General features: G+C 68.1%; 11 protein-coding genes. 3 read left to right on the top strand and 8 right to left on the bottom strand.

Features of this window, described 5'->3' with window-relative positions:
- Window positions 1-264: 264 nt before the first annotated feature.
- The 8 genes from EJC49_RS19255 to EJC49_RS19220 form a co-directional block, all read right to left on the bottom strand.
- A complete protein-coding gene (locus EJC49_RS19255; protein WP_126701565.1) occupies window positions 265-1521 on the bottom strand; it encodes an NnrS family protein in 1257 nt (418 codons plus the stop codon).
- A gap of 29 nt (window positions 1522-1550) precedes the next feature.
- Window positions 1551-2441 carry an SUMF1/EgtB/PvdO family nonheme iron enzyme gene (locus EJC49_RS19250; RefSeq protein ID WP_126701564.1) on the bottom strand — a complete coding sequence of 297 codons (891 nt, stop codon included), beginning with the start codon at window positions 2439-2441 and terminating at the stop codon, window positions 1551-1553.
- 107 nt (window positions 2442-2548) lie between these two features.
- On the bottom strand, window positions 2549-3652 hold the full coding sequence (gene nirK, locus EJC49_RS19245; protein ID WP_126701563.1) for a copper-containing nitrite reductase: 1104 nt from the start codon (window positions 3650-3652) through the stop codon (window positions 2549-2551).
- 142 nt (window positions 3653-3794) lie between these two features.
- On the bottom strand, window positions 3795-4796 hold the full coding sequence (locus tag EJC49_RS19240) for an isopenicillin N synthase family dioxygenase (RefSeq protein ID WP_126701562.1): 1002 nt from the start codon (window positions 4794-4796) through the stop codon (window positions 3795-3797).
- A 165-nt stretch (window positions 4797-4961) separates the two neighbouring features.
- A complete protein-coding gene (locus EJC49_RS19235) occupies window positions 4962-6329 on the bottom strand; it encodes an amidohydrolase family protein (RefSeq protein ID WP_126701561.1) in 1368 nt (455 codons plus the stop codon).
- The gene (locus EJC49_RS19230) at window positions 6326-7114 is read right to left on the bottom strand and encodes an ABC transporter permease (protein ID WP_245453477.1); all 789 of its coding nucleotides are present in this window, start codon (window positions 7112-7114) and stop codon (window positions 6326-6328) included. Before EJC49_RS19230 ends, EJC49_RS19235 begins: the two co-directional genes overlap by 4 nt.
- Window positions 7115-7121: 7 nt before the next feature.
- Window positions 7122-7898, bottom strand: coding sequence for an ABC transporter ATP-binding protein (locus tag EJC49_RS19225; protein ID WP_126701559.1), 777 nt, complete (start codon window positions 7896-7898; stop codon window positions 7122-7124).
- A 4-nt stretch (window positions 7899-7902) separates the two neighbouring features.
- Entirely contained in the window at window positions 7903-8898 is a 996-nt protein-coding gene (locus EJC49_RS19220) for an ABC transporter substrate-binding protein (RefSeq protein WP_126701558.1), read from the bottom strand.
- 405 nt (window positions 8899-9303) lie between these two features.
- On the opposite strand from EJC49_RS19220, the gene EJC49_RS19215 reads away from it, so the two are divergent.
- The 3 genes from EJC49_RS19215 to EJC49_RS19205 all read left to right on the top strand — a co-directional run.
- Window positions 9304-9795, top strand: a complete 492-nt coding sequence (locus EJC49_RS19215) for a nucleoside deaminase (RefSeq protein WP_126701557.1) — start codon at window positions 9304-9306, stop codon at window positions 9793-9795.
- A gap of 127 nt (window positions 9796-9922) precedes the next feature.
- Window positions 9923-11413: a sensor histidine kinase gene (locus EJC49_RS19210; protein WP_342635364.1), complete on the top strand. Its 1491-nt coding sequence runs from the start codon at window positions 9923-9925 to the stop codon at window positions 11411-11413.
- A gap of 169 nt (window positions 11414-11582) precedes the next feature.
- Window positions 11583-11925 (top strand): hypothetical protein (locus tag EJC49_RS19205; RefSeq protein WP_210211824.1); only part of this gene is annotated, 343 nt, incomplete at its 3' end.

Below are 11925 nucleotides of genomic sequence, written 5' to 3'. Positions count from 1 at the left end.
TCACCGTCATGATCGGTGGCCCCGCGGAAGGAACTGCCGAGAATTATGCGCGTGGCGGCGGGTGCGTGGATGGAAAAATCGGAGGGAGACTGGCGAGCGGCCCACGGACGCAAAGGAAAACAACGGGTTGGCGGACGAAACTTTTTTCGCGGCCGGTCTTGAGGGTCGATTTCTTCCACATTCGGGCAGGCGATTCGCCTCTTTCGGCGTCGACCTCGCACCTGTTGCAAGGCGACGACGTGCGGGCGAACCCGCCGCCTTCGTTCACGCGACCCGCTTGCCCCACAGGACCGGCGCGTAGCGGATGGCGAAGAGGAGGAAGGCCCCGCTCCAGAACGTTCCGCCGGCGACCAGCAGGGGGATGTATTGGCCCGGCGCCAGCGGAGCCGCGACCCTGAGCGCGGCACCCAGCGTGACCAGCGCGTAGATTGCCTGGACAGACCGGTCCGCCTCGATGGTTCGGCCGGTGTGGCCGAGACTGGCGCGGGTCATGACGGCGAGCGTCATGGTGCCGATGGCGCCGGCGGTCAGCGCGTGCAGCGCCGAGGATTGCGGCAGAAGGCCGGCGATGCTCGCGCCGAAGAGCAGGAAGGCCGCCGCCAGCCAGAGATAGCCGAGATGCAGGATCAGGACGATCGGTTCGCCGAGCGTGCGATGGCCGCGCCATCGGGCGAGCCGGACGAGAAGCAGCGCGCCGGCAATCGTCATGCCCGCGGCGGTGACGGTGTGCTCCGGAACGGCGACCCAGAACGCGAGGGCCAGGCCGGTCGCCGCGAGGGCTGCCTTGTCCAGCCAGCCGAAGCTCGCCGGCAGGGATGGGGTTCCGGCGCGGGCGAGAAAATTGCGCGTGAAGCTCGGCACGATGCGCCCGCCGACCAGCGCCATCAGCAGGGCGGCGGCGGCGAGCGCCAGCCGGGTTCCAAGCCCTTGCGGCACGAGATCGAGATGGCCGGCGTGGTGCAGCGCGTTGGCGGCGCCGAACAGCGTGATCATGACGGCGACCGGCGCGTTGCGCCAGTTGCGCCCGGCCAGCACCTCGCGCCAGACCGAGAGCGCAAGCACGGTGGGGAAGGCGAGATCCACCGCCATCGCCGCGACTGGATCGGCCAGGAACGCGCAGGCGGCACGGCCGGCGAGCCACAGCGCGACCAGGCCGGCGAGCGGCCAGCCGCTGAGCGGCAGCCGACCGGTCCAGTTGGGGATCGCGGTCAACAGGAAGCCGGCGATGACGGCGGCGAGATAGCCGAAGAGCATTTCGTGCACGTGCCAGTCGATCCCGGCGAACGGGCCGGGCAGATCGCCGCCGCCCAGATAGATCCAGAGCCAGGCCGGAACGGCGAGACCCGCATGGACCGCCGCGAGGAAGAAGAATGGCCTGAACCCATATTGCAGGATCGGCGGCATGTCGCGCACGCGGCCGCGACCGTCGCGCGAGCGGTCGCCGGAACTGATCAGCCGGCGAAGGGTCGAGCGATCCGGCGACGAAGGGGCCGATGACTGCGAAGCGACCGGATCGGACATGGCGCAAACTCTCTCCTGGCAAAGCCGGATCAGCGATCGAGGACGGCGGCGATGCGGCCGAGGATGCGGCCGACGAGGCCCGGTCGATCCGGCTCCTGGACGAGACGGAAGCCGAGATTGTCGGGGGGTGTGCCGACCGCGCATCCGCCGCTGCGGCCGTCGCGCACGAAATCGGACATGATCGCGCGGTGACGCCCTTCCAGCACGTGGACGCGGCAGTTTTCCGTGCGGCTGCGTTCGGTGACGCGGTCGGCCTCGAAGCCGACCCGGACATAGCAGGTCGAGGTCCATTCCCAGACGTTGCCGCCGAAATCGGCGACGCCGAGCGAGTTGACACCGTAGCTGCCGAACGGCCTTGCCGCGGGCTCCGGCGCACGGACGCTGGCGGCCTGCTCGCGGTAACGCCGGATCCAGGCGACGGCGGGGTTCTTCGGATCGTCGGCGGCGTCGGAAAAGGTCTCTGCCGAGAAGCGTTCGCCGGCTGCCGCGGCCGCCTCCAGCGCCGAAGGCAGGCGCCATGTCGCGCCTGTCGCCTCGCCGAGCCAGGCCGCATAGGCGAGCGCGTCGAAATAGCTGACGCCGGTGACGGGGACGTCGGCCGCGGCGGCGCGTGCCTGCGTATCGGCGGCCATGCAGCGACCCGCGGCGACGCAGCGGCCATAGTCGGCGAGGCCGACCTGGTGCGTCATGATGGCGAAGGCGGGGATCTCGACATCGCGCACCGGCGCGGGAATGGCGCGACCCTCGACGAGAAACTCGCCCGGCTCGGGAAAGGCGAGGCGCGTGGCCTCGATGACCACGGTCGGTGGCGCGGCGACCGCGCCGGTGTCGCGATCGGACCCGTGGGCGGCGAGAGCGGCGATGGAGAGCGCGACGGCCACGACGCCACCCGCGGCCGTTTCGGCGACGTGCCAGGGCATGATGCTTCTCCTGAACGAGCGGCCGGGGCGGAACGCCCGGCGGCCTGGCCGCACGGGGGTTCTGTCGGCCTGGCCGCCCGGGGATTCGGGCGGCCGTTGGCGCGGTGTCAGTTCACCGGGATGGGGCCGGGTGCGGCGACCTGTTTCATCAGGTCGTCGTTCCATTCGCCCTCGACCACGAAGTGGGCCGTGGCGCCGAGTTCGACCGCCTCGATCAGATTGTGGTTGACGTAGGCGTAGATGCCCGGCTGCAGGAAGGTGTAGAGCGCCGCCCCCGCCGAACCGCCGCGGATGAACCAGGTCTCGAGATCCTTCATCGGCGGGTTGTCGAACTTGCCTTCCTCCCAGACGTAGTCGCCATGGCCGCCAATGAGGTGGGGCCGCGTGTCGCGGTTGGCCTGGGAATGGACGATCAGCACCGTCTCGCCGACCTTCGAGGTCATCGCATTGTCGCCGGTGAGCGAGCCCTTGGCGCCGTTGAAGACGACGTGGGTCGGGATCAGGCCGCGCATGACCGGGAGCGTGTCGGCATAGGAGTCGCCCGGGCTCTCGTAGGACTTGAAATTGCCCTCCTCGTCGCGCGGGACGTAGAAGTCGTTCTCGCCGACGTAGAACACCTTGTCGTAGCGCAGCGGCCGGCCGGTCTCGTCCTTGAGGCCGTCGCGCGGCAGCACCATGATGGTGCCGCTCATGCCCGACACGACGTGCCAGGGGATCATCGCGCCCTCGGGGGCGCAGTGATAGACGAAGGTGCCGCTGCGGGTTGCCTTGAAACGCAGGGTGGTTTCCTCGCCGGGGTTGATCAGCGTCAGCGCACCGCCGCCGAGCCCGCCGGTCGCGGCATGGAAGTCGATGTTGTGCGGCAGGGAATTGGTCTCGGGATTGACCAGCGTCAGTTCGACGTAGTCTCCCTGGTGGACGACCATCATGGGGCCGGGGATCGAGCCGTCGAAGGTCATGCCCTGGAGCGTGGTCCCCTCGTCGTCGATGACGACGGTCTTTTCGACGATGGTCATCGTGTATTCGATGATCCGCGGGCCGGTCGTCGACACCTGTTCGTGGGCATGCACGAAGGGCGGCGCAACGAGCGCGATCCGCTCGCGCGGCAGCGCGGACAAGTCGATCTCGCCGGCCATTGCCGTCATCGGCGGCAGGGCGGCCAGAAGGCCGGCGGCCGCCACTCCCATCAGTGCCTGGCGACGCGTGAACATTGTCTTTCTCCTTCGGATCATCGGTTGTCGATGAGTGAAGGATAGAGAAAGACCGGGATTGTTCTTTGCGCGGGAACAAACAAGATCGCGACGGCTGAAATAAAGGACGGCGGGCGCAAGGCCCGCCGTCCGGATCATCGCCTCAGAGGCTGTTGGCGGCGATGCGCTGCTGGAGATAGTCGTGCGCGGTGATCGGCGCATACTTTTTGCCGGGTCCCTGGATGACGGCATCCTTGTTGGCCTGGCAGAAGAAGGGCAGCGAATAGCGCGGGCCGAGATACTCGTCCTGGCGCGGCATGCGCACGCGGTGCAGCGTCGACTGCAGCTGGTCGTCGGACCAGCGCATCAGCATGTCGCCGATGTTGCAGGTGACCACGCCCGGCAGCGGCGCCACGTCGGTCCATTCGAGTTCGCCGCCGACGGCCTCCTTGCCCGGGCAGAGCTGCAGCCCGCCCTGGCCGACCCGCTGGTGCAGCAGCGTCAGGCAGTCGAAATCGGTGTGGGCGCCGGCGCGCCAGCCGGTGAAGTCCTCCGGCTTGGCGTCGAGCATCGGCAGGTAGTGGATCATGCGCTGCGTGCTCTGGTATTCCGGCGACATCGGGTCGTGCGCGTCGGTGAAGAAGTCCGGCGCGAAGCCGAGCTTGAGGGCGAAGCAGGACAGAACCTTCATGCCGAGCGCCCAGTTGGCGCGCTCGAAGGCGAGCATGACCGCCTTGAAGCCCGGCAGCTCCTCGCCGGTGGGCCAGAGCTTGCCCATGCGCGGCAGGGTGATCTGGTAGCTTTCCTTGTTGTCGGCGGTGCCGGTGGAGGGGCGCACCTGCGCCTTGTATTCCCAGCCGGAATTGGTGCCCTTCTCGAGCGGATACTTCGCCTTGGTCTCCATCGGGAGATCGAAGAACTTCTCGGTGAACTCGAAGGCCTCGTCGATCTGGCTCTGCGGGATGCCGTGGTTGACGAGCTGGAAGAAGCCGATCTCGGTGGAGGCTTCCCAGAGCTGGTCGGCGATCTCGGCCTTGCGCTTCTCGAAGTCCGACAGGTCGACCTGCGGGACCTCGCGCGCCTTCTCCCGGCCCATGCCGCCGAAGGTCGCTTCCTTGTTCAGTTCGGCCAGACCGTAGTCCTTCTTGAGTGCCGTGTGTTCCATGGATGTACTCCGTTTCTGTCGATCGCGGCCGCGGCCGCTGGAAAAAGGGAGCAATGACCGACGCCTTGTGCCGTTTGCCGGGGGCGTTGACTGCTTCTACTCCGGTTGTGGCTCCGTTCGGGACGGGCGCTCCCTGGACGATGGCCCTGTCGGCTCCTCTTGCTTTCAGGTTCTGCGGGCGATGCGGTCGACGACGCGGACGGCGTCGGCGGCGAGCTGGCCCATGTCGAGCCAGGGCAGCGCGTAGTCGGTGACGACCGGGTTCCCGGCGACGAAGGAATGGCGCACGCGCGCGTCGCCACCCGAGACGATCGGCCCCAGGACGCGGTCGTGCTGGCCGAAATAGCGCGGCGAGCCGAGGTCGAAGATGGCGATGTCGGCCTGCCTGCCGATCTCGATCGTGCCGATCGTGTCGAAGCCGAGCGCTTTGGCGCCACCCGACGTCGCCCATTGCAGGACGGTCTCGGCGGTGGTGGCGGTGACGCCCTTGGTGGCGCGGTGAATGGAGAAGGCGTGGTAGAGCGCCGAGGCCATGTCGGCGGCCTCGTTGGCGGCCGCCCCGTCGACGGCGAGCGAGACGATGCCGCCGGCCGCATGCAGCCCGTCGGCCGGCGCGATGCCGGAGCCGAGGCGGGAATTGGCCTGCGGGCAGTGCGCCATGGCGGTCCCGGTCTCAGCCAGCACCGCGACCTCGTCGGGCGCGCATTCGACCAGATGCGCGAACCAGACGTCGGGGCCGAGCCAGTCGTGCCCGGCCAGCCAGTGCACCGGGCGCAGGCCGTAATTGCCGAGCGTGTGGTCGACATAGTCCATGTTCTCGGACAGATGCGTGTGGATGCGCAGGCCCATGGCGCGGGCCGCGGCGGCGGCCGGCTTCAGCTCCTCCGGGTGGAGCGAGAAGGTGGGCGTGGTCGGCGCGAAGGCGACGCGGCGCCGGGCGTTGGGCGACGGGTCGTGCCAGCGCTTCGCGGTTGCGCCGATGCGGTCGATCATGGTGTCGAAGGGCTCGGTCGGCAGCGGCGTGATGTCGTCGCCGTCGAACCTGCGCGCCTTGGTGGCGCCGCCGCGGGCGAGCAGGAAGCGGATGCCGAAGCGGTCGGCCGTCTCGAACAGGACGTCGCAGGGATCGAAATCGTAGCGCTCGGAAAAGAAGTAGTGGTGGTCGGCGACCGTGGTGGCGCCCGACAGCGCCAGTTCGGCGAGCCCGATGGTGGCGGAGACGCGCAGCGCCTCCTCGTCGATGCGGTCCCAGTAGGTGTAGGGCACCATGCGCAGCCACGCGGCGAGCGCCGCGTTCATGCCTTCGGGCACCGCCTTGAGCACGCTCTGGAACAGGTGGTGATGGGCATTGACGAGGCCCGGCGTGACGACGGCGCCGGAAGCGTCGACGACCCTCTCGCCCGGCCGCGGCTGGAGCGCGCCGAGCCCGGCGATGACGCCGTCCGTGACGCGGATGTCGCCGGCTGCGCGTGCCGCCTCGCCCGGAAGGCCGGTCAGGATGCCGACAGCGCCCTTGATGAGGAAATCGGTCATTCACGCTCCGTTGGCAGGCTCCAGGGGAACCAGATGCGCTGCACGGCGGCGACGATCTGGAACAGGACGAGCGACAGGAGCACGAGGACGATCAGCCCGGCCCAGGCCTGCTGCACCTGGAACATGGAGGTGGAGAACTGGATGAAGTAGCCGAGGCCCTTGTCGGCGGCGACGAACTCGGCGACCACCGCGCCGATGACGGCCAGCGTGACGGAGATCTTGAGCGCCGAGAAGATGTAGGGAATGGCGAAGGGGAGCCGGATCTGGGTGATCTCGCGGATCACCGGCGCGCGCAGGCTGCGCGATAGTTCGATCAGCTCCGGCGGGGTGGCCATCAGGCCGGTGGTGGTGGAGACGACCAGCGGGAAGAAGGTGATCAGGCAGGTGATGACGATGCGCGGCGTATCGCCGGAACCGAGCGCCACGATGATGATCGGCGCGATCGCCACGACCGGCGTCGACTGCACCACGACGAGGATGGGATAGACCGCGCGCGACAGGATTTCCGACCGGGCGAGGATGATGGCGATGGGCAGCGAGATGGCGATCGACAGGAAGTAGCCGATCAGCGCGACCCTCAGCGTCGCCCAGACATGCTCGAACCAACGGCTGGTCGAGACCGCGTCGAAGCCGCCGAGGATGCGCGACGGCGCCGGCAGCACGAAGGACGGAATCTCGAACAGCCGGCAGGAGGCTTCCCAGACGAGGACGATCGCGACGAAGGTCGCGGCCGGCAGCAGGCCGGGCGTCCGCACGAACCATTGCGACCAGGAGCGGCCCGGCATGGCCGCTTCAGGCGGCGCGCTTGAGGAGGAGACCGCGGAGGTGTCCGACATAGTCATGCATGGCCTTCTGGTTGCTGGTCTCGATGCCGCGCGGGCGCGGCAGGTCGATGACGAGATTTTCGACGATGTGGCCGGGCCGCTCGCTCATGACGAGCACGCGGTCGGCGAGCAGCACCGCCTCGCTGATCGAATGGGTGATGAACATCACCGTCTTGGGCTGCGCCTCCCAGATGCGCAGCAGCTCGAAGCCCATTTCCTCCCGCGTCAGGGCGTCGAGCGCCGAGAAGGGCTCGTCCATCAGGAGGATGTCGGGGTTCATGAACAGCGCCCGGGCGATGCCGACGCGCTGCTGCATGCCGCCGGAAAGCTCGGCGGGCAGGCGCGCCTCGAAGCCCGCCAGGCCGACCTTCTCGATGATCACGCGCGCATTGGCCCGGTCCTCGGCCGTCCCCCGGCCGGTCTTGTGACGGACCGGGAAGACGACGTTGTCCTCGACATTGGCCCAGGGCAGCAGCGTCGGCTTCTGGAAGACGATGCCGATGTCGTCACGCGGCTCGGCCACCGGCAGGCCGAACACCGAGACGGTTCCGCTGGTCGGGCGGATCAGCCCCGAGGTGAGCCGCAGCAAGGTGGACTTGCCGCAGCCCGACGGGCCGAGGACCGCCACGAATTCGTGGCGGCCGATGGTCATGTCCACGCCGCGCAGCGCCTCCAGCGCGCCGGACGCGGTGCGGAAGACCTGGCCGACTCCGGAAAAGCCGATGGCGGGCGGCGTGGTGCTCATGACGTCAGTTCCCGGGCATGAAGCTGCGGTCGACCACCGACTCGGGATCGAGCTTGGCCGGATCGAGCCCCTGCGCGGCCGAGACGCGTTCCCACGTCGCGGCCAGGCGGCTTGCCTCCAGCGCACCGAGGCCATCCTTTTCGGTCACCTCGTTGAACACCAGCACGCTGGCATCCTTCCACGAGCCCTCGACGTTCTCGACCGAGAGTTCGGGCACGATCGCGGCCACGGCCTCGGCGGCCTCGCGCGGGTTGTCCTTCGCGAACTCGACCGACTTCTTGAAGGCGGCGATGAAGCGCCTGGCGACGTCCGGCCGCTCGGTCAGGAACTTGTCGGAGGCCAGCAGCGAGGCGGAGTAGAGTTCGAGGCCGGCTGCCGACCACGGCAGGATGGTGAGTTCCTTGCCGGCTTCCTTCGCCTGGCCGGTGTATCGCGCCACGTCGGTGAGCCAGGCGATGATGACCTCGGTGCCGCCGGTCATCAGCATCGGTCCGAGCGCGCCCGGATCGGTCTTGGTCAGGGTGATGTCGGCTTCGGTCAGGCCGATGTCGGCCAGCACCAGCGGCAGGTAGACGTTGGATTCGGTGAAGGGCGAGGTCGCGACGGTCTTGCCCTTCACGTCCTCGATCGTCTCCATCGTGCCCTTGATGGTGTAGAAGGCATGCGGGCCCTTGTTGAAGATCGAGTAGACGGCGGTGACGGGCACGCCTTCGCCGGCCTTGGCGGCCATCAGCGCCCCGATGCCGGCCGAGCCGATGTCGGACACGCCGGTCGCCATCTTGGTGATCGCCTCGGACGAGCCGCGGCCCGATTCGATGCTGACCTCGAGGCCGGCGTCGGCGCAGAAGCCCTTGTTGATGCAGACATAGATGGGCGCCTTGTCGCCGCCGGGAAGCCAGTCGAGCTGGTAGACGACCTTGTCGGCCGCCTGTGCGGCCGTGATCGCGGCCGTTGCGGCAAGCGTGCCGCCAAGCAGAATACGAGCGATGGATTTCAGCATTCCGGAATTCCCCTTTTGAAGAGATTGGTCGCCGACGCAGCTTGCCGGCGCCCGCGACGAGCGGACGGCGGACGTGGTTCGGGCTGCGATTCGGCAGGCGGAGTCAGAAGCGGCATGTCATGCCCTTGGCCAGCAAGATCATCGGTGCCGAGCAATGTCCCGGGCCTTTCCGCCCTGACCGCTTCTACTCGCGACAGACCATGCACGGGCCGTGCCAGTTTCCGACATGCCGGAAAACCGGGGCTTTCGACGGCGCGTCGCGGCTCGCTGCCGCGCTCTTGAGCAGCAGACGGAGACGGCTGCGCATCATTTATGCAGACGGTGCGGCTGCCTATTCGTTGCTCAGAGACGCTTGCGACCGGTGCGCGGTCGCGCTACGATTTCGTCGAACAGAGGGGGACTTTCATGCCGATCAGCACCGACCGCGATACGGAACTCCTGCGTCGCACGATCGAACTTGCAAGCGAATCGCGGGGTCGGGGAGACCATCCGTTCGGGGCCTTGCTGGCCGATCCGGACGGGAACGTGCTGCTCGAGGCCATGAACACCTGCGGGACGAAGGGCGACCGCACCGGCCACGCCGAACGCAACCTGATGACCGAGGCGTCGCTGAAATTCAGCGCCGAATACCTGTCCGGCTGCACCATGTACACGAGCGCCGAGCCCTGCGCGATGTGCGCCGGTTCCGTCTACTGGGCCGGCGTCGGCCGCGTCGTCCACGGCATGAGCGAGAAGGCGCTGAAGGACCTGATCGGGCCGGACCCCGAAAACCTGACGATGGACCTGCCCTGCCGCACCATCTTCGATGCCGGCCAGCGCAGGGTCGACGTGGTCGGGCCGATGCTCTCCGAGGAGTCCGCCGTGGTGCACGAGGGCTTCTGGACCCCCGCGCGCTGACTGCGGACGGATGCCGGCCGCCTGGACGAACATTTATTGCAGCGGTTGACGTTTCGTCAGCATGGACCCGGACGCGACTCGCGACTAAGGTCGAACGTCACCATCGTTTGATGCCTGGAGACGCAGCCTGTTTCGAAATGCCGATCTCCACGCGCTGGACCTGGGCGCGCTTTTCGACGCGTCGCCCAACGCCTACGTCATCTTCGACGAGGCGCTGATGATCGTTGGCTGCAACCGGGCCTACCTGAAGGAGGTGGGCCGGGCGAGTAGCAACGAGATCGTGGGCCAGTATCTGTTCGACGCCTTTCCCAGTTCGCCCGACAGCGCCAGCTACCGCCTGCTGCGCCGTTCCCTCGACAAGGTGCTCGCCAACCACGAGCAGGACCACATCGCGGTCATTCCCTATGACACGTCGGAACCGGGCCAGCCGCCGAACATGCGGTACTGGAGCGCCACGCACACCCCGATCTTCGACCGCGACGGCGTATTCCGCTACATCCTGCAGCACACGGTGGACGTGACGGAGCTGCAGCGGCTTCGCGAGCGCGGAGCGCACGAACTGTTCGTCGAGGCTGGCGTCCTGCACCGCGCCCGCCAGGTGCAGGCCGACAACCAGGCGATCAACGCCGAGCGCGAACTGCTGCGCGACATGTTCAAGCAGGCGCCCGGCTTCATCGGCGTCCTTGCGGGCCCCGCCCATACCTTCATTCAGGCGAACGATGCCTACACCGACCTCGTGGGCGGCCGCGAACTCGTCGGGCTGACGGTCGCCGAGGCCCTTCCCGAGGTGGTGGGACAAGGTTTCATCGATCTCCTCGACGCGGTCTACGCCTCGGGCGAGCCCTATATCGGCAAGCAGGTGCCGGTGATGCTGCGGCAGGCCGGCGAGGCGGCGCCGAGCAAGCGCTACATCGACTTCATCTACCAGCCGATCTTGAGCGAAGACGGCGAGGTGAGCGGCATCTTCGTACAGGGCCACGACGTGACCGAACAGGTCGAGGCCGAACGCATGCAGTCGCTGCGCCATCGCGAACTCGGCCACCGGCTGAAGAATCAGCTCGCCATGGTCCAGGCGATCGTGAACCAGACGATCCGGGCCTCGACCGACCTGTCGACGGCCGGCTCGACGATCGCCGGGCGCCTTCAGGCCCTGTCGCGCGCGCATGAGAGCCTCATCACCGGCACGACCGGGCTGACCTCGGTCGGCGAGATCGCGCGGACGACCGCCGAAATCCATGACCATGGGAGCCTGCAGCGCTTCAGGATCGAGGGGCCTCCCGTGGAGATCGCCTCCCGATCGGCGCTGTCCCTGTCGCTGATCCTGCACGAGCTGACCACCAACGCGGTGAAATACGGCGCGCTGTCGAACGAGAACGGCCGCGTGCATGTCACCTGGGACGTGGCCGGCGACGAGGACACCCGCCGTTTCACGCTGGTGTGGCGGGAAGTGGATGGGCCGCCGGTTTCGCCGCCGTCGCGCAACGGCGCCGGGACGCGGCTGATCAAGGCTGGCCTGGCCGGAACCGTCAGCTCGGACGTGACGGTCTCCTTTGACGTGACCGGGATCGTTTGCCGGATCGACGCCGATTTCGCCAGCATGGGCGAAGAGGCCGACTAGATGTCGTTGCTATGGAGGTTGTCCGTCCAACGCTTGAGGACGACCTCGGTCACAACGACATCCAGCAAAACCGGAAAACGTCGGCTTTCGCCGCATCGTTGCCCATGTCGTCGCCGAAGACGGGGACCGCACGGGACGCGCCGGGACGGCCATGATTCCCGGAGACTGCATGGCCGGGATTTCGATCGACGACGACAGGGTGAGACGTTCGGGTGCGCCGGAAAGCCACCGGAGCCCTTGGCGCGTGCTGGCGGCGTCGGTGCTGCTGCACCTTCTCCTGCTGGCGGTCGCCCTGCGGCTCGCGCCGGAACCGACGGCGCCCGTCCCGACCGAACGGACCGTGCGCGTGGAGATCCTCGCCGAGCCGGCACCCCTGCCGGCACGCCGAGACGGGAGCGATGAAGAACCGGTCGCACGAGAAGAGCCGGCCGCGCCGCCGCGCGACGCTTCGCGAGCCCGTGCCGGCGCCGGCGGCGAGGTGGTGCGCGCGCGGACGATGAGATCGGAAGAGC

The sequence above is a fragment of the Aquibium carbonis genome (genome assembly GCF_003970795.1).
GTDB lineage: Bacteria > Pseudomonadota > Alphaproteobacteria > Rhizobiales > Rhizobiaceae > Aquibium > Aquibium carbonis.
This window is presented reverse-complemented; position numbering and strand designations above follow the sequence as displayed.